The organism is Pasteurella sp. WM03 (assembly GCF_004570945.1).
Lineage (GTDB): Bacteria > Pseudomonadota > Gammaproteobacteria > Enterobacterales > Pasteurellaceae > Rodentibacter.
Genome location: NZ_SPPO01000003.1, coordinates 73,081 through 90,302, shown reverse-complemented (window position 1 = coordinate 90,302; position 17,222 = coordinate 73,081). Strand labels below are relative to the sequence as shown.

Annotated in this window: 18 protein-coding genes and 2 tRNA genes; 13 read left to right on the top strand and 7 right to left on the bottom strand. The window is 40.1% G+C overall.

Annotation, left to right across the window (positions count from 1 at the left end; translation table 11 throughout):
- Positions 1–8 precede the first annotated feature (8 nt).
- Positions 9–932 (top strand): inorganic pyrophosphatase, encoded by a 924-nt coding sequence (locus E4T92_RS04315; RefSeq protein ID WP_135093588.1) that lies wholly within the window; start codon positions 9–11, stop codon positions 930–932.
- Between the two features lie 327 nt (positions 933–1,259).
- On the opposite strand, the gene psiE is transcribed toward E4T92_RS04315, so the two are convergent.
- The 3 genes from psiE to ispB all read right to left on the bottom strand — a co-directional run bounded on the left by psiE (position 1,260) and on the right by ispB (position 3,507).
- A complete protein-coding gene (gene psiE, locus E4T92_RS04310) occupies positions 1,260–1,676 on the bottom strand; it encodes a phosphate-starvation-inducible protein PsiE (RefSeq protein ID WP_135093587.1) in 417 nt (138 codons plus the stop codon).
- Positions 1,677–1,758: 82 nt separating this feature from the next.
- A complete protein-coding gene (locus tag E4T92_RS04305) occupies positions 1,759–2,469 on the bottom strand; it encodes an epoxyqueuosine reductase QueH (RefSeq protein ID WP_135093586.1) in 711 nt (236 codons plus the stop codon).
- Positions 2,470–2,517: 48 nt separating this feature from the next.
- Positions 2,518–3,507 carry an octaprenyl diphosphate synthase gene (ispB, locus tag E4T92_RS04300; RefSeq protein WP_135093585.1) on the bottom strand — a complete coding sequence of 330 codons (990 nt, stop codon included), beginning with the start codon at positions 3,505–3,507 and terminating at the stop codon, positions 2,518–2,520.
- 216 nt (positions 3,508–3,723) lie between these two features.
- On the opposite strand from ispB, the gene rplU reads away from it, so the two are divergent.
- From rplU to cgtA, 4 genes are all read left to right on the top strand, one after another.
- A complete protein-coding gene (rplU, locus tag E4T92_RS04295) occupies positions 3,724–4,035 on the top strand; it encodes a 50S ribosomal protein L21 (protein ID WP_077542461.1) in 312 nt (103 codons plus the stop codon).
- 19 nt (positions 4,036–4,054) lie between these two features.
- Complete coding sequence (gene rpmA, locus E4T92_RS04290) at positions 4,055–4,312, top strand: 50S ribosomal protein L27 (protein WP_077414656.1); 258 nt, start codon at positions 4,055–4,057, stop codon at positions 4,310–4,312.
- A gap of 79 nt (positions 4,313–4,391) precedes the next feature.
- Positions 4,392–5,315, top strand: a complete 924-nt coding sequence (locus tag E4T92_RS04285; RefSeq protein WP_077542459.1) for a DMT family transporter — start codon at positions 4,392–4,394, stop codon at positions 5,313–5,315.
- A 33-nt stretch (positions 5,316–5,348) separates the two neighbouring features.
- The gene (cgtA, locus tag E4T92_RS04280; protein ID WP_135093584.1) at positions 5,349–6,521 is read left to right on the top strand and encodes an Obg family GTPase CgtA; all 1,173 of its coding nucleotides are present in this window, start codon (positions 5,349–5,351) and stop codon (positions 6,519–6,521) included.
- Between the two features lie 68 nt (positions 6,522–6,589).
- Here cgtA and smpB read toward each other — a convergent pair whose 3' ends face one another.
- Positions 6,590–7,072, bottom strand: coding sequence for an SsrA-binding protein SmpB (gene smpB, locus E4T92_RS04275; protein WP_135093583.1), 483 nt, complete (start codon positions 7,070–7,072; stop codon positions 6,590–6,592).
- Between the two features lie 332 nt (positions 7,073–7,404).
- Positions 7,405–7,617 carry a 50S ribosomal protein L31 gene (rpmE, locus tag E4T92_RS04270; protein ID WP_005625828.1) on the bottom strand — a complete coding sequence of 71 codons (213 nt, stop codon included), beginning with the start codon at positions 7,615–7,617 and terminating at the stop codon, positions 7,405–7,407.
- 189 nt (positions 7,618–7,806) lie between these two features.
- On the opposite strand from rpmE, the gene mutY reads away from it, so the two are divergent.
- From mutY to E4T92_RS04235, 7 genes are all read left to right on the top strand, one after another.
- On the top strand, positions 7,807–8,925 hold the full coding sequence (mutY, locus tag E4T92_RS04265; RefSeq protein ID WP_135093582.1) for an A/G-specific adenine glycosylase: 1,119 nt from the start codon (positions 7,807–7,809) through the stop codon (positions 8,923–8,925).
- Complete coding sequence (locus E4T92_RS04260) at positions 8,918–9,190, top strand: oxidative damage protection protein (RefSeq protein WP_135093581.1); 273 nt, start codon at positions 8,918–8,920, stop codon at positions 9,188–9,190. The genes mutY and E4T92_RS04260 overlap by 8 nt, the downstream gene beginning before the upstream one ends.
- Before the next feature lie 13 nt (positions 9,191–9,203).
- Positions 9,204–10,280 (top strand): membrane-bound lytic murein transglycosylase MltC, encoded by a 1,077-nt coding sequence (mltC, locus tag E4T92_RS04255; protein ID WP_135093580.1) that lies wholly within the window; start codon positions 9,204–9,206, stop codon positions 10,278–10,280.
- Between the two features lie 227 nt (positions 10,281–10,507).
- A tRNA-Phe gene (locus E4T92_RS04250) sits at positions 10,508–10,583 on the top strand.
- 5 nt (positions 10,584–10,588) lie between these two features.
- Positions 10,589–10,664 (top strand) — tRNA-Asn (locus tag E4T92_RS04245).
- 112 nt (positions 10,665–10,776) lie between these two features.
- Complete coding sequence (locus tag E4T92_RS04240; protein WP_135093579.1) at positions 10,777–11,154, top strand: cytochrome b562; 378 nt, start codon at positions 10,777–10,779, stop codon at positions 11,152–11,154.
- A gap of 128 nt (positions 11,155–11,282) precedes the next feature.
- Positions 11,283–12,110: a class II glutamine amidotransferase gene (locus E4T92_RS04235; protein ID WP_077542452.1), complete on the top strand. Its 828-nt coding sequence runs from the start codon at positions 11,283–11,285 to the stop codon at positions 12,108–12,110.
- Positions 12,111–12,219: 109 nt separating this feature from the next.
- On the opposite strand, the gene E4T92_RS04230 is transcribed toward E4T92_RS04235, so the two are convergent.
- Entirely contained in the window at positions 12,220–12,723 is a 504-nt protein-coding gene (locus tag E4T92_RS04230; protein ID WP_135093578.1) for a single-stranded DNA-binding protein, read from the bottom strand.
- 151 nt (positions 12,724–12,874) lie between these two features.
- Here E4T92_RS04230 and uvrA point away from each other — a divergent pair, with 151 nt between their 5' ends.
- Positions 12,875–15,706 carry an excinuclease ABC subunit UvrA gene (uvrA, locus tag E4T92_RS04225; RefSeq protein ID WP_135093577.1) on the top strand — a complete coding sequence of 944 codons (2,832 nt, stop codon included), beginning with the start codon at positions 12,875–12,877 and terminating at the stop codon, positions 15,704–15,706.
- A 101-nt stretch (positions 15,707–15,807) separates the two neighbouring features.
- Here uvrA and E4T92_RS04220 read toward each other — a convergent pair whose 3' ends face one another.
- Positions 15,808–17,133 (bottom strand): GntP family permease, encoded by a 1,326-nt coding sequence (locus E4T92_RS04220; RefSeq protein ID WP_135093576.1) that lies wholly within the window; start codon positions 17,131–17,133, stop codon positions 15,808–15,810.
- Positions 17,134–17,222 lie beyond the last annotated feature (89 nt).

Here is a 17,222-nt window from a genome sequence, read left to right as displayed (position 1 = left end):
AGCAATAAATGAGCTTAACAGAAAAACGAATTCAAGACCCTATTTTAACCGAATTGGCGCAAGGCTATCATAATGCCGAAATGGTATGCGAAAGCCTTTTCCCTGTGGTGGAAATTGAGAAAGAAGCGGGCAAAATCCCACAATTTGGGCGCTTGGCTTTCCGTCAACAATCCACCGTTCGCCAAGTATTGGGCGACAGTAACCGATTGACCCCGGAAGATGTCAGCGCAATCAATGTCGAGCTTGAAGAACACGATATTGAATACCCGATTGACTACCGAGAAGACAATGACGCCAGTTATCCATTGAAAAAATATGCGCTTTCAGTGGTGCAAGATTTGATCACCCTAGGGCGGGAGGTCGAAACAGCAAAACTTGCGCAAGATGAAGCCAATTATATCGAGCAGAACAAAATCACCTTATCCGGCAACGCAAAATTCAGCAATGCAAAATCAAATCCGTTAGAGGTGATTGATTCCGGTATTAATGCGATTTATTCCACCATTGGGCGAAAGCCTAACGTTTGCGTCATTTCCGCTGATGTTTGGGCCGTATTAAAGAAAAATGAAACTCTATTAGAGCGTATCAAATACACCCGCACCGGCATTCTTACACCGGCTGTATTTGCCGAGCTAATTGATGTTGAACAAGTAAAAATTGGTGCGTCTATGCAAGAAATAGAGGGAGAATTAAAACCAATTTGGACGGATTGCATAATTCTTGCTTATGTATCCACCAAAGCAAAAGGCAAAGACGGCAGCATTTTTGACCCGTCTTATGGCTACACTGTAAGACGCAAAGGCGGGCTATTTGTGGATACTTATCCGGAAAAAGGCGGAAAGGTTCAAATCATCCGCTGTACGGATATTCACAAACCGCACCTTGTTGGCAAGTCAGCCGGCTACTTAATCAAAGGTTGCATTAGTGCATAAAATCCCGCAGAATAGCCCCTAAAAAGGGCTATTTTTCATTTTTTGGCAAAAGCCCCGTTATTTGGGCTGAAAACAAAATAATGCGGGAATATGTTGGATTATGTTGAATTTGGCGGACGATAAAATAATTTAATGATGACTTTTGATTTTAGTAACACGTTTAGTAACACAATTAAACTGATGTTCAGAAATTATTTAATATAATCAATTAGTTGGATCATGGGTTTTGTTGTGATTATCTAAAGCAAGGTAAATCACCTTGCTTTTTTCGTATTTGATCATCTTGTTAAATTCAAGAAGCACTAATAAACACTGTGTATTTCAGCTCTAGAAATTCCTTAATTTATTGGAATAAAGCACTAAACAGAGTGCAAGTACCATAATCAAAATTGCACCGGCAAATAGAAGTGTATCTACGGCATTTTCATGGCTCACAATAATTAGTCGGAGCATCGCCGTTATACCGGCATAAATAAAATAACGTAATGGAAAATGATAGCCGCTTTTAAAATACTGAACAATTAAGCCGATGAAACCAAAATACAAGAAAAACATAACAGCCTGTTCCGCTAGTGCATAGGGCACAACAGTGGAAGGATTTATCACCATTAAAGCAAGAGAATAGGTGATTTTGGCTAAGGCAATAATCAAAACGATAGACAGTGCAATAAGCGCAGTACTTAAGACATATTTGAGTATATTAACGACAAATGCCGGTAATTTTTCTAGTTGGTTCTCTTCCATTTTTTCCTTCGTTTATTTTTCAGTAAAAATATTTACAGGCTAGTCGGTATTTGGAGAAAGTGCGGTCATTTTTTCGCGTATTTTAATCCGGTGAATAATAAAGTTTTCCGATTTCAATTTTTTGACGTCCTGTTTCTTCACGCCATTTATTGCTATCGCGTAAGGAATAGACACAGCCACAATATTCTTGTTGATAAAAACGTTCACGCTTGCTGATTTCGATCATTCGCTGCGAACCGCCTTCTTTACGCCAGTTATAATCCCAATAAATGACATCATCATATTTTTCTGCTGCTCGGTGGCCGCAACCGTTAATTTGGTTCATATCTTTCCAACGTGAAATGCCAAGACAACTGGTGAAGACAGGAAAACCGTGCTGGTGAGCATATTCAGCCGCTTTTTCAAAACGCATATCAAAACACATGGTGCAACGAATACCGCGCTCAGGTTCCCACTCCATCCCTTTCGCTCGATCGAACCAATTTTGGCGGTCGTAATCCGCATCAATAAATGGAATTCCAAATTTTTTGGCAAAACGAATATTTTCTTCTTTACGGATTAGGTATTCTTTGAGTGGATGAATATTGGGATTGTAGAAATAAATCGTAAATTCAATGCCTGAAGCAAGAATGGCTTCCATTACTTCCCCAGAACAAGGCGCACAACAAGAGTGAAGAAGAAGTTTATTGTGCCCATTCGGTAGCTCAAGTTTTTCGCGAATAAAGGGGGCATTAGGATCTTTCTTTAGTTTTTTTTTCGCCGTGCAAGTATTTTGTGATTTCGTGTTATTCATAAAGTGATCATTTAAAAGTAGAAAAAGATAAAATATTTCAAGTGTTAGTTAGTAGGTTCTATCAACAGACAAATATGCTAGAGAGACCAAAGCTTGTTTATATTCACTTTCCGGTAATATGGAAATAGCATCTACCGCTTTTTGTGCTTCTTGTTTTGCCTTCATCATTGCGTACTCCAGTGATTTATGTTCTGCCATAATAGCTAATATTTCATCAATGATTTCAAGTTTACCGCCTTGTTCAATCGCTTCACGAATCAATGCTGCCTGTTTTCCATTGCCGTGACGCATTGCATGAAGTAAAGGAAGAGTAGGTTTTCCTTCCATTAAATCATCACCTATATTTTTACCTAAATCTTGGGCGTTTGCACTGTAATCTAATACATCATCAACAAGCTGAAATGCCGTACCGAGATAGCGGCCATAATCTTGTAAGGCTTTTTCTTGTGGTTCCGTAGCATTTGCAACAATCGCCGCAGCTTGTCCCGCAACTTCAAACAACCGTGCCGTTTTACTGTAGATCACTCGCATATAATTGGCTTCGCTAGTCTCCGGATCGTTCACGTTCATTAATTGTTGTACCTCACCTTCCGCAAGGACATTAGTGGCATCCGCCATGATACGAAGAATTTTTAAGGACTCCAATTGGGCAACAAGTTGGAATGCGCGTGTATAAATAAAATCACCGACCAACACGCTTGCAGCATTACCAAATTCCGCATTTGCAGTGGCGCGACCTCGGCGCATATCTGATTCGTCTACTACATCATCATGTAATAAAGAAGCCGTATGAATAAATTCTACAAAAGTTGCGCAGGTGGTGACTTGCGATCCTTCAAATCCTAGCGAACGTGCGGCGAGAACAGCGATTAAAGGACGAATCCTTTTCCCACCACCTTGAACAATATAAAAGCCAAGTTGATTAATTAAGGCAACGTCGGAATTTAGCTGAGCAAGAATATTTTGATTAACTTTTTGCATATCCGAATCAGCTAATTGCTGAATGGTAGGCATATCCATTAAATCTTGTTTTTTCATCTTTTGTGATTGATTTTAAATAAAAGTGCGGTGCATTTTACCTGAATTTTTACACTTTCTAAAATTAATCAGAAAGAAAACGGAATTTTTTTGTTTTATCGTAAATAAATTCTTGCCATAAGATGGTTTTTTCCGTAGAATTTGCGACCTATTTATATGAATTTTGAAGTGTGGACTGCCGGTGAGGGCAGAAAAACACAGTTGAGCGGAGTATTTATGTACGCAGTTTTTCAAAGTGGCGGTAAACAGCACCGTGTAAGCGAAGGTCAAGTTGTTCGTTTAGAAAAACTTGAACTTTCAACTGGAGAAACAGTTGAATTCGATTCGGTGTTGATGGTCGTTAACGGTGAAGATGTTAAAATTGGTGCACCTGTTTTAGCCGGTGCTAAAGTTGTTGCTGAAGTAGTAGCACAAGGTCGTGGCGAGAAAGTGAAGATTGTTAAATTCCGTCGTCGCAAACATAGTCGTAAACAACAAGGTCATCGCCAGTGGTTCACTGAAGTGAAAATCACTGGGATTCAAGCATAATTCAGAGGAGAGCAAGTAGATGGCAACTAAAAAAGCTGGTGGTTCAACTCGTAATGGTCGCGATTCTGAAGCTAAACGCCTTGGGGTTAAACGTTTTGGTGGTGAATCTGTATTAGCAGGTAGTATTATTGTTCGCCAACGTGGTACTAAATTCCATGCGGGAACTAATGTAGGTATGGGTAGAGATCATACCTTATTCGCAACCGCTGATGGTAAAGTTAAATTTGAAGTAAAAGGCGAAAAAAGCCGTAAGTACGTAAGTATTGTTACTGAGTAATTTAAAATAGATTTAACTAAACGCCCCGCAAGATTGTGGGGCGTTTTTGTCTTTTTTAACTTTTATAAGTGAGAGAGATATGAAACAACAACCCCTATTAGGTTTTATTTTTGCACTGATTACAGCAATGGCTTGGGGATCATTGCCTATTGCATTGAAGCAAGTGGTGGCAATAATGAATGCTCAAACTATAGTCTGGTATCGTTTTGTTGTGGCTTCTCTCGCTTTGTTGTTTTTACTGGCTTATAAAAAGAAACTCCCCGAAGCAAGAAAAATCGGGCGGTATGGTTGGCTAGCAATAATCGGTGTATTTGGGCTTGCGGGTAATTTTTTACTATTTAGTTCCTCCCTTAATTATATTGAACCTTCAATAGCACAGATTTTTATCCACCTCTCTTCTTTTGGTATGCTAATTTTCGGTGTACTTATTTTCAAAGAGACATTAGGTTTACATCAAAAGATAGGAATCATACTTTTATTGAGCGGTTTAGGGCTATTTTTCAATGATCGTTTTGAGGCCTTCTCCGAACTTAACCAATATTCAACGGGTGTGATATTAAGTGTGAGTGCCGCGTTAGTATGGGTGGCGTACGGCATGGTACAAAAATTAATGCTGAGAAAATTTAGCTCACAACAAATTCTACTCATGATGTATTTCGGATGTGTAATAGTATTCACACCAATGGCAGAATTTTCCCAAGTAAATACCTTAACACCTTTAGCATTGATCTGTTTTATTTACTGCTGTTTAAATACATTGATTGGTTATGGCGCTTATGCAGAAGCTTTAAATCGTTGGGAGGTCTCAAAAGTTAGTGTTGTAGTGACATTAGTACCACTTTTTACCATTCTCTTTTCCCATATTGCTCATACTCTTAGCCCAGAACATTTTAGTGCACCGGAATTAAATAGCATTAGCTATATTGGGGCATTTATTGTAGTATGCGGAGCAATTTTATCTGCAATTGGACACAAATTATTACCATCGCATAGAGTAAAATAGCAAAAAAGTGCGGTTAAATTTTGGAGATTTTTAATGAAATTTATTGATGAATCTTTGATTCGAGTAGAAGCTGGAGATGGTGGAAATGGATGTGTAAGTTTCCGCCGTGAAAAATTTATTCCTAAAGGCGGACCTGATGGTGGCGATGGCGGTGATGGTGGTGATGTTTATTTAATCGCTGATGAAAATTTAAACACACTGATTGACTATCGATTTAACAAACGTTTTGCTGCAGAACGTGGTGAAAACGGTCGAAGCTCTGATTGTACCGGTCGCCGTGGTAAAGACATTATTTTGCCCGTTCCGGTTGGTACACGTGCCATTGATAATGATACAAAAGAAACCTTAGGCGATTTGACCAAACATGGGCAAAAAATGTTGGTGGCAAAAGGGGGATACCATGGCTTGGGGAACACCCGTTTTAAATCTTCAGTCAATCGTGCCCCACGCCAAAAAACGATGGGTACACCAGGGGAAAAGCGGGATTTATTATTGGAATTGATGTTACTTGCAGATGTCGGCATGTTGGGATTACCGAACGCCGGCAAATCAACCTTTATTCGTGCGGTATCCGCAGCAAAACCAAAAGTGGCAGATTATCCCTTTACCACGTTAGTGCCAAGCCTTGGAGTGGTGAAAATGGATGAGGCTAGAAGTTTTGTTGTTGCCGATATTCCTGGCTTGATTGAAGGGGCAGCAGAAGGTGCGGGTCTAGGTATTCGTTTCCTAAAACATTTAGAGCGCTGCCGAGTGTTAATTCATCTTGTGGATATTAATCCAATTGATGGTTCGGATCCGGCTGACAATGTTGCCGTCATTGAATCTGAATTGTTCCAATACAGTGAAAAATTAGCGGATAAACCGCGTTGGTTGGTATTCAATAAAATTGATACGATGACTGATGAGGAGGCTCATGAGTGTGCAAAAGACATTTCCGAACGTTTAGGATGGGATGAAGAGTATTACTTAATCTCAGCCGCGACAGGAAAAAATGTATCTTCATTATGTCGCGATATTATGGATTTTATTGAAGCTCATCCACGAGAAACGGAAGAGCCACAGCTCGCTCCGGAAGAGGTCAAATTTAAATGGGAAGATTATCATCAAGAGCAATTGGCGGAGCATCAATTAGAATATGAGGACGATTGGGATGATGATTGGACAGAAGAAGATGATGAAGGTGTAGAGTTTATTTACAAACCTTAGTCCATCTAAAAAAGTGCGGTTGATTTTATTGTTAAAATCGACCGCACTTTATTTTTTAGATAGAAAAATTATCCACGATTGGCATTTTTCATAATACGCTCTTTTGCTAATTTCCACTCACGATCTTTAATATCATCACGTTTATCGTGTTGTTTTTTCCCTTTGGCCAAACCGATTTTAATTTTCGCCCAAGCACCTTTCCAATAGAGAGAAAGGGCAACAATAGTAAAACCATCACGGCTAGATTTTCCAAATAGAGATTCTAATTCACGTCGATTGAGTAGAAGTTTCCGAGTTCGAGTAGGATCACATACGATATGTGTTGAAGCTAAGCTGAGTGGTTGGATTGTCGCACCAAATAAATAAGCTTCTCCATTTTTGAAAATAATGTAGCTGTCGCTAATATTGGCTTTACCTGCACGCATTGATTTAACTTCCCAACCTTGTAATTCAAGCCCTGCTTCGATTTCATCTTCAATAAAATAATCATGGCGAGCACGTTTATTTAAAGCAATCGTATTTGAACCTGGTTTTAGTTTTTTCTTTGTCATAATGTGCTACATTTTTAATTTATCAGTTAAGATGTTTTTTTTAGCCGGTCTTAAGGTAGCTTTTATAATTTCCACGTCAGGTAACGACATCAGACTGTTTGCAAATCGCAGTAGTGGAAGTTTTTATGATGGGCTAATAAAAGTTAGCTTAATAACTGGGTAGTTGAATTCATAAATTAAGTCAATAATATATTTTCTCTTATTTTTTGTGAATGTTAAAAATACTGAGATAGTTTAGAGTTTTAATACATTTTTATAGAAACTTTACACAAGATAGTAAGTAAAATAAAACCCTACTATTAAGTAAGCAGGGTTCAGAGAAAAATTCAAAATTATTTTGTACTTGGAATTTTGAAACGGCTGTTAAAGCGCTCAACACGACCGCCTGTATCTACAACACGTTGTTTACCGGTATAGAATGGGTGGCAGTTTCCACAAACATCAAGGTTGATGTCTTTGCCTAAAGTTGAACGAGTTTTGATCACATTGCCACAGGAACAAGTTGCTGTGATTTCTTTATATTCAGGATGAATACCTTGTTTCATAGAAAACCTCAAAATGAAGCCACGCCGCTATAAGAACTTTCTTCTTACACCGCGTGAGTGAATAATACGCCATATTTGGCACCAAAATAGGGTGCAAATTATACTGAAAAAATAGAGATAAACAAGCCCCATTTTAGTGTAGAATTGATGTTGTTTTTAACCGCACTTTAGATTCATTTTAGGAAAGTTATGTTAGCAAAATCTTCTCCACAGGCGCCTTTTGCCCAATCGGTATTGAAATGGTATGACCAATTTGGACGCAAACATTTACCTTGGCAGAGAAATAAAACGCTTTATGGCGTATGGCTTTCTGAGGTGATGCTTCAACAAACTCAAGTTGTGACTGTGATTCCTTATTTTGAACGATTTATTAAAACTTTTCCAAATGTAACCGAACTTGCTAATGCTTCACTAGATGAAGTGTTACATTTATGGACTGGATTAGGTTACTATGCGAGAGCTCGTAATTTACACAAAGCCGCACAGAAAGTGAGAGATGAATTTAATGGCATTTTCCCTACGAGTTTTGAACAAGTTTGGGCATTGCCGGGAGTGGGGCGTTCAACGGCAGGGGCAATTTTGTCTTCTGTGTTGAATCAGCCTTACCCCATTTTAGACGGTAATGTAAAGCGGGTGTTAGCTCGTTATTTTTCCATAGAAGGTTGGCCAGGTGAAAAAAAGGTGGAAAATCGCTTATGGCATCTAACGGAAGAGGTTACACCAACGCAGTACGTCGCAGATTTTAATCAGGGGATGATGGATATTGGGGCCGTGATTTGTACACGTACAAAACCAAAATGTGAGTTGTGTCCTCTGAAAAAAGATTGTTTAGCTTATAAGAATGGAAGTTGGGCGTTATTTCCCGGTAAAAAACCGAAAAAAATGCTACCGGAAAGAGAGACGTATTTTTTAATTCTGTCTAAAAATGGCAAAGTATGGTTGGAACAACGAGAAAATTCGGGCTTATGGGGAGGATTATTCTGTTTTCCTCAGTTTGAATCACGAGAAGATTTACTCACTTATTTGAGCAACGAAGGGATTTCGTATTATCAGAGCTGGCCGAGTTTTCGTCATACATTTAGCCATTTTCATTTAGATATTTATCCAATTTATGCTGAGCAAGATAATATTCAAATTGAGCAGGAGAATCGGGATTGGCGTAAAGTGATGGAAAAACCAAAAGAATACAAACCAAGTCTATCAAGTGCGGTCAAATATTGGTATGATCCGAAAAATCCCGAACAGATCGGGCTGGCGCAGCCTGTAAAAAATTTATTAATGCAATTTGTAAGGAATCATTATGGCTAAAACAGTGTTTTGTGAGTATCTCAAAAAAGAAGCGGAAGGCTTAGATTTCCAACTTTATCCGGGGGAATTGGGTAAGCGAATTTTTGATTCTATCAGCAAACAAGCTTGGGCGGAGTGGATAAAAAAACAAACGATGTTGGTGAATGAGAAAAAACTAAATATGATGAATCTGGAGCACCGCCAATTACTTGAACAAGAAATGGTAAGCTTCCTATTTGAAGGAAAAGATGTGCATATTGAAGGCTATGTTCCCCCATCTAAATAATTGGCATTAAATAATGAAAAAGTATTGGTTATTGGCATTATTGCCACTTTTATATGCGTGTAGTGATTCTCCCAATCGCCGTAGCATAAATTATGATGAAGTTTTTGCGAAAGATACGCAAGGTTTAGATATTCTCACCGGGCAATTTTCCCATAATATCGATCGCATTTGGGGAGTAAACGAGTTGCTTGTCGCGAGTCGTAAAGATTATGTGAAATATACTGATTCTTTTTATACTCGTAGTCATGTGAGTTTTGATGAAGGTAATATTATTATTGAAACTCAACAGGATCTTAATCGTTTACATAATGCGATAGTACATACTCTGTTAATGGGCTCTGATGCAAAAGGGATCGATTTATTCGCATCAGGTGATGTGCCGATCAGCTCAAGACCTTTTCTTCTTGGACAAGTGGTTGATAACAATGGTCAGCAAATTTCAAATCAGTTCATCGCAGGCAATTTTGCGACTTATTTAATTCAAAATAAATTGCAAACTCGCCGTTTACAAAATGGCAATATGGTGCAATTTGTGACAATCCCGATGATTGCCAACCATGTTGAAGTACGTGCTCAAAAATATTTACCATTGGTAAGAAAAGCGGCACAACGTTATGGTATTGATGAAAGTTTAATTTTGGGAATTATGCAAACTGAATCAAGTTTTAACCCTTATGCCATCAGTTATGCAAATGCTATTGGTTTAATGCAGGTAGTACCCCATACAGCTGGTCGCGATATTTTTGCTATGAAAGGAAAAAGCGGTCAGCCATCAACTCGTTATTTGTATGATCCGGCAAATAATATTGATGCAGGTGTTGCTTATTTATGGATCCTGCAAAATCAGTATTTAGATGGCATTACGAATCCTACCTCTAAACGTTTTACAATGATTTCTGCTTACAACAGTGGAGCTGGAGCTGTATTACGTGTATTTGATAACGATAAAGATGAGGCTATCTACAAAATCAATCAAATGTATCCAGAACAGGTTTATCGTATTTTAACAACGGCACATCCTTCATCTCAAGCCCGAAACTACTTGTTGAAAGTAGATAAAGCTCAGAAGAAATTCCGAGTAAGACGATAATCCCCATATTTAAAAAATGTCCGAACAAATTTCTTCGGACTTTTTTATAAATATAAAAAGTAGCTACTTTAAGTAAACTTACAAAATTCGGTTTTTTTATATACGTTTTGATTATTAACCACTCAAACAAACTTATTTTTCCACTTTTTTTAAATTTAGTTGTTGACCGAACACTGAAAAAATAGTTTAATACGCTCCGTTGTCAGGCAGTAGCCGATAGTGATAACGCCTCGATAGCTCAGTCGGTAGAGCAGGGGATTGAAAATCCCCGTGTCGGTGGTTCGATTCCGCCTCGAGGCACCATCAATTCCTCCTTAGTTCAGTCGGTAGAACGGTGGACTGTTAATCCATATGTCGCAGGTTCGAGTCCCGCAGGAGGAGCCAAATTCAAGAAGCCGCTAAAGAGATTTAGCGGCTTTTTACTTTCTAAAAAACTATTTGTCTTAAGAATAGAATTTCCCAACTACATAATAAATGAAGTTATAAGGAACCACCTATGAAAAAACTTTTCACATCATTTATCTTCTCTTTTTTTACCATTTCAATCCTTGCATCGGATCACATCAGTCTTCGTGATGAGATGATGGTTATGGCTCAGCGCTTGAATTTTGCTAATAGAGCTTATTCGGTTGATGAATTTCAAAACAACATGGATAAGTTTATTGAGGCAGCAGAAAAATCTAAAACCATTGTTCCATCTAAATGGAAAGGAGATATTTCACAATTTCCAGGTTATCAGCAAGGTTTACAGAACGTTATTGACGTAGCAAAGGAGGCCGTAGTCCTTTCTAATCAAAATAGGTTAAGTGAAGCAAAAGAAAAGCTTAGTGAGATGCCGGAATTAAGAAAGATGTACCATACCCTATATAAATAGTTTTTACTACTTTACGATGTATTTGAAACCAAAAATCTTATCTAACCTCTCTTGAAATTAACATTGTAATGGTGTTAAATCATCACTCATTATAAGGTTATTGATTAGTCGTATTTTAGAAGGGTTTTATGTGTCAATTACTTGGTATGAATTGTAATACGCCAACAGATATTGTCTTTTCTTTTGAGGGCTTTCGGCGTCGAGCTGGTTTAACAGATTGCCATTCTGACGGTTTTGGTATTGCTTTTTTTGAGGGGCGCGGCGTAAGAATTTTTCGAGATAATCGCCCGGCATCCCATTCACCTATCGCTGATTGTGTGAAACAGTATAATATCAAATCTCTTAATGTCATTGCACACATTCGTAAAGCAACTCAAGGTGAAGTAAATATTGAAAATACTCATCCCTTTATTCGTGAGATATGGGGTGAAAATTGGGTATTTGCACATAATGGTAATTTGAAAGACTTACCGGATATGTCTGAAAATTTTTGTCAACCGATTGGTTCTACAGATTCCGAGACTGCTTTCTGTTATATGGCTGAATATTTAAAAAACCGTTTTCGTAAAAAACCGACAGAAACGCAAATTTTTGAGGTGATTCAAGAGGTCACTAAAGAACTCGTTACCCATGGTACATTTAATTTTATTCTTTCTAATGGGGAATGGATGATAGCACACTGTTCGACTAACTTGCATTACTTAACCCGTAAGGCTCCTTTTGGTAAAGCACATCGTGTTGATGACGATGGTGTGATTGACTTTAATGATTATGCAAAAGAGGGGGATAAAGTGACTATTATCACGACTTTTCCACTAACCAAAGATGAATCTTGGACCAAAATGGAAAACGGTGGCTTTGTATTCTTTAAAGAAGGGGATAAGTTAGCTGAAGTTATTGGCGTAGCAAAGGAGATTGAAGATGACGGTACACTTGGGGTGAACAAAGCTAATTAGTTCTTAAATGATATCAGTATTTGATTTTAACCTGGATTATAAGTATAAAAATGTCTGTCACATGTAAACTTAAAAAGGAAGCGGTTGCTTCCTTTTGTTTTTTGGATTGTTAGAACGGAATATCATCATCAAAACCATCCATTGGCGGCTCTGGTTGCGGTTTTGGTTGTTGTGGAGCTGGACGAGATGATTGATAACTGCTGCTAGAGTTTGTTTGATAAGAAGGTTGTGGGCTACTTTGTCCCATGTCTGGCGCGCCGTAGCCACCAGCATTTTGGTTGCGGCTGCCTAACATTTGCATTACATCACCTTGAATTTCTGTCGTATAGCGATCCTGACCATTTTGATCTTGCCATTTGCGGGTGCGTAAACGACCCTCTACATAAACTTGTGAACCTTTGCGTAGGTATTCGCCACAAATTTCCGCTTGGCGACGATAGAACACGATACGATGCCATTCTGTGATCTCGCGACGCTCACCTGTGTTACGGTCATTCCAACTTTCGCTGGTGGCGACACTAATATTGGCAACGGCATCACCATTCGGCATTGTGCGAATTTCGGGATCATTGCCCAAATGGCCCACAATAATAACTTTATTTACTCCTGCCATAGAATCCTCATTTTTCATATTAAAAAAGTGCGGTTATTTTGCCTGAAATTTTTGAAAAGATCTATAAAATTTAACTGGATATTTGCACAGATGTTGAAATGTGCGATAATGCTCGCAATTTTGAAAAAATAATCATCAGAACGCATTATTTATGGAAAATATTGATATTCGCGGTGCGCGAACCCACAATCTTAAAAATATTAATTTAACCATTCCTCGGGATAAACTCATCGTGATCACCGGTCTTTCCGGCTCAGGCAAATCCTCATTAGCCTTTGATACCCTGTATGCGGAAGGGCAACGCCGTTACGTGGAATCGCTTTCTGCTTATGCTCGCCAGTTTTTATCTTTGATGGAAAAACCGGATGTGGATTCCATTGAAGGTTTGTCGCCGGCGATATCTATCGAACAAAAATCAACCTCCCATAACCCTCGTTCCACTGTGGGAACCATTACGGAAATTTACGATTATTTACGCCTCCTTTTTGCCCGTGTGGGTGAGCCGCGCTGTCCGAATCATGATGTGCCGCTTACGGCTCAAACTATCAGTCAAATGGTAGATAAAGTGTTAAGTTTGCCGGAAGAATCTAAAATGATGTTGCTCGCACCCGTGGTAAAAAATCGGAAAGGGGAGCACGTTAAAATCTTAGAAAATATTGCGGCACAGGGTTATATTCGAGCTCGGATTGATGGTGAAATTTGTGATCTGTCTGATCCGCCAAAACTTGAGCTACAGAAAAAACATACTATTGAAGTTGTTGTAGATCGTTTCAAAGTGCGGTCAGATTTAGCCACACGTTTAGCGGAATCTTTTGAAACGGCGTTAGAGCTTTCCGGCGGTACGGCGATTGTGGCGGATATGGATAATCCGAAAGCGGAAGAACTGGTCTTTTCTGCAAACTTTGCTTGTCCGCATTGTGGATATTCCGTACCGGAATTAGAACCCCGTTTGTTCTCTTTTAACAACCCAGCGGGAGCCTGTCCAACTTGTGATGGCTTGGGGGTTCAGCAATATTTTGATGAAGCACGCGTGGTGCAAAATCCGAGTATTTCCCTTTCAGGCGGAGCGGTAAAAGGCTGGGATCGTCGCAATTTCTATTATCATCAAATGCTTACCTCGCTTGCAAAACATTACGATTTTGATGTGGACGCCCCTTACGAAACCTTGCCGAAAAAAATTCAGCACATCATTATGCACGGTTCCGGCAAGGAAGATATTGAATTTCAATATATGAATGATCGCGGTGACGTGGTCATTCGTAAACATCCTTTTGAAGGCATTTTAAACAATATGGCGCGCCGTTATAAAGAAACGGAGTCAATCTCGGTGCGTGAAGAACTCGCCAAAAATATCAGCAATCGTCCTTGTGCCGATTGCGGTGGTTCACGTTTACGTCCGGAAGCACGTAATGTTTATATCGGGCCGACTAATTTACCGATGATTTCTGAAAAAAGCATTGGTGAAACGCTAAAGTTTTTTACCGCACTTTCATTAACAGGGCAAAAAGCTCAGATTGCTGAGAAAATTTTGAAAGAAATTCGTGAGCGTTTGCAGTTTTTGGTGAATGTGGGCTTGAACTACCTTTCTCTTTCCCGTTCAGCCGAAACCCTTTCGGGCGGTGAGGCGCAGAGGATTCGTCTTGCCAGTCAAATCGGTGCGGGTTTAGTGGGGGTGATGTATGTGTTGGACGAACCCTCGATCGGGCTGCATCAGCGTGATAATGAACGTTTATTGAACACATTGATTCACTTACGTAATCTTGGTAACACGGTGATTGTGGTAGAACATGACGAAGACGCCATTCGTGCGGCGGATCATATTATTGATATTGGGCCGGGGGCGGGTGTGCATGGCGGGCAAGTGATCGCACAAGGCAATGCGCAAGCCATTATGCAAAACCCAAACTCGATCACAGGGAAATTTTTATCGGGTGTTGAACAAATTGAAATTCCGAAAAAACGGACCGCACTTGATAAGAAAAAATGGTTGAAACTGAAAGGTGCATCAGGCAATAACCTAAAAAATGTGAATTTAGACATTCCGGTTGGTTTGTTCACTTGTATTACGGGGGTGTCGGGATCAGGCAAATCCACATTGATTAATGATACCCTGTTCCCGTTAGCACAAAATGCCCTAAATCGTGCGGATAAAACCGATTATGCCCCTTATAAATCCATTGAAGGGTTGGAACATTTCGATAAAGTCATCGACATCAACCAAAGCCCAATCGGGCGTACGCCACGTTCTAATCCTGCAACTTATACCGGTTTATTCACGCCTATTCGTGAACTTTTTGCCGGTGTGCCGGAAGCTCGGGCACGCGGTTATAATCCAGGACGTTTTAGTTTTAACGTGCGTGGTGGGCGTTGTGAAGCATGCCAAGGTGATGGGGTAATTAAAGTCGAAATGCACTTCCTACCGGATGTGTATGTCCCGTGCGATCAGTGTAAAGGCAAACGTTATAACCGTGAAACCTTAGAAATTCGCTATAAAGGAAAGACTATTCATCAAGTGTTGGATATGACAGTGGAAGAGGCACGCGAGTTTTTTGATGCGATTCCAATGATTGCCCGTAAACTGCAAACCTTGATGGATGTAGGTTTATCGTACATCCGTTTAGGGCAATCCTCCACGACACTTTCCGGCGGCGAAGCTCAGCGTGTCAAGTTGGCTACCGAACTTTCCAAACGGGATACGGGAAAAACCTTATATATTCTGGATGAGCCGACAACAGGCTTGCATTTTGCTGATATTAAACAATTACTTGAAGTGTTGCACCGCTTGCGTGATCAGGGCAATACCATTGTTGTCATTGAGCATAATTTAGATGTGATTAAAACCGCTGATTGGATTGTGGATCTCGGACCGGAAGGAGGGAGCGGAGGCGGTCAGATCATTGCCACCGGCACACCGGAAGAGGTGGCAAAAGTGGAAGGCTCTCATACGGCGAGATTCTTGAAACCGATTTTAGCAAAACCTTAGAAAAATTGACCGCACTTGGCGAGTGGTTGAGGTATAAAGTGCGGTCAATTTATAGAATGTTTTGGGCTGAATGTTTTGAGCCCAACAAGATAAGCGTTTTTTTAATAAATACCAAATAAACTAAACAGTAGGATGACAATGATTGTGGCTACAATCGGCATAATAAATGAGGTAACGGCAATCTCAAGATAAGAATCTTTGTGCGTCATACCTGTATTGCTGAGTAATGTTAAGACCGCACCATTATGCGGCATTGTATCCAAACCGCCGGAAGATAATGAGGCAATACGGTGAAACGCTTCAGGAGAAATACTTGCCTGTTTGGCTATCGCAAGATATTTTTCCCCTAAAGCCTCTAATGCGATCCCCATTCCGCCGGAAGCCGATCCCGTTGCACCGGCTAAAATATTGACCGCAACTGACAATGAAATCAGCGGGCTTCCCGGAATGTTTAAGATCATTGCGGTTAGATGTTCAAACCCCGGTGCCATTCTCACCACGCTACCAAAGCCGACTGCCGCTGCCGTATTAATAATTGCTCCTACCGCACCATTTGCACCCTTACCGATAGCCGGAATAAAGCGGCTGCGTTGTTTCAAATTGAGCAAAATCACTAAACTGATTCCCGCCAATAACGCCAGCACGATATTTTTCGGATCACCGTTTTTCAAGCCGATTAATGGTGGTACAAAATTTAACACGACAATCACACTGATCAGCGGAAGAATCGCCAGTAACGGGCTAGGCAGCCGTTCCTGCGGTTCTGTCGCAATCGTATTATCCGTTTCGATAAAATACTCACCGTTTGCCGCGTATTTTTTACGGCGATATTCGAGATACGCCACCCCACCGAAAAATAAAATGGCAGAGGCAGTTAAGCCCATTATCGGTGCTGCCATAGCGTTCGTACCAAAATATTGGGTCGGAATTAAGTTTTGAATTTGTGGTGACCCGGGCAATGCGGTCATTGTAAAGGTAAATGCCCCGCATGCAATGGTGCCGGGAATTAGTCGGCGGCTGATATTGGCTTCCTTAAAGACCGCTAACGCAAGGGGATAAACGGCAAACACCACCACAAATAAACTGACGCCACCGTAGGTCAATAATGCACAGCCTAACACAATAGAGGCGATCGCACTTTTCGATCCCATTACTTTCGTTAACCAAACCGCAATGGATTTGGCACCGCCGGTGACATCCATTAAGTTACCGAATATGGCACTCAATAGAAAAGCAGGGAACCAGGCTTTAACAAAACCGACCAAACCGTTCATATAACTGCCTAAATAGGCATCTAAAATATCCAGCCCACCGGTAAACGCAACAATGGCTGCACATAAAGGGGCAATCCAAACAATTGAATAGCCTCGAAAGGCTAAAAACATAAGTAACACTAATCCTACAAAAATGCCGATTAAACTGAGCATACAGTTCTCCTGATTTTTTTATGGTGAACGTTCGCCTGCCGCCCGTTCTTGATTGCAAAAAAAAGAGTACAACCAACCCACCGCTTGCC

Excerpts from the sequence above, each read along its gene's own strand:
- E4T92_RS04315 (WP_135093588.1), top strand. The coding sequence starts at position 9 with ATGAGCTTAACAGAAAAACGAATTCAAGACCCTATTTTAACCGAATTG.
- psiE (WP_135093587.1), bottom strand. The coding sequence starts at position 1,676 with ATGGAAGAGAACCAACTAGAAAAATTACCGGCATTTGTCGTTAATATA.
- E4T92_RS04305 (WP_135093586.1), bottom strand. The coding sequence starts at position 2,469 with ATGAATAACACGAAATCACAAAATACTTGCACGGCGAAAAAAAAACTA.
- ispB (WP_135093585.1), bottom strand. The coding sequence starts at position 3,507 with ATGAAAAAACAAGATTTAATGGATATGCCTACCATTCAGCAATTAGCT.
- rplU (WP_077542461.1), top strand. The coding sequence starts at position 3,724 with ATGTACGCAGTTTTTCAAAGTGGCGGTAAACAGCACCGTGTAAGCGAA.
- rpmA (WP_077414656.1), top strand. The coding sequence starts at position 4,055 with ATGGCAACTAAAAAAGCTGGTGGTTCAACTCGTAATGGTCGCGATTCT.
- E4T92_RS04285 (WP_077542459.1), top strand. The coding sequence starts at position 4,392 with ATGAAACAACAACCCCTATTAGGTTTTATTTTTGCACTGATTACAGCA.
- cgtA (WP_135093584.1), top strand. The coding sequence starts at position 5,349 with ATGAAATTTATTGATGAATCTTTGATTCGAGTAGAAGCTGGAGATGGT.
- smpB (WP_135093583.1), bottom strand. The coding sequence starts at position 7,072 with ATGACAAAGAAAAAACTAAAACCAGGTTCAAATACGATTGCTTTAAAT.
- rpmE (WP_005625828.1), bottom strand. The coding sequence starts at position 7,617 with ATGAAACAAGGTATTCATCCTGAATATAAAGAAATCACAGCAACTTGT.
- mutY (WP_135093582.1), top strand. The coding sequence starts at position 7,807 with ATGTTAGCAAAATCTTCTCCACAGGCGCCTTTTGCCCAATCGGTATTG.
- E4T92_RS04260 (WP_135093581.1), top strand. The coding sequence starts at position 8,918 with ATGGCTAAAACAGTGTTTTGTGAGTATCTCAAAAAAGAAGCGGAAGGC.
- mltC (WP_135093580.1), top strand. The coding sequence starts at position 9,204 with ATGAAAAAGTATTGGTTATTGGCATTATTGCCACTTTTATATGCGTGT.
- E4T92_RS04240 (WP_135093579.1), top strand. The coding sequence starts at position 10,777 with ATGAAAAAACTTTTCACATCATTTATCTTCTCTTTTTTTACCATTTCA.
- E4T92_RS04235 (WP_077542452.1), top strand. The coding sequence starts at position 11,283 with ATGTGTCAATTACTTGGTATGAATTGTAATACGCCAACAGATATTGTC.
- E4T92_RS04230 (WP_135093578.1), bottom strand. The coding sequence starts at position 12,723 with ATGGCAGGAGTAAATAAAGTTATTATTGTGGGCCATTTGGGCAATGAT.
- uvrA (WP_135093577.1), top strand. The coding sequence starts at position 12,875 with ATGGAAAATATTGATATTCGCGGTGCGCGAACCCACAATCTTAAAAAT.
- E4T92_RS04220 (WP_135093576.1), bottom strand. The coding sequence starts at position 17,133 with ATGCTCAGTTTAATCGGCATTTTTGTAGGATTAGTGTTACTTATGTTT.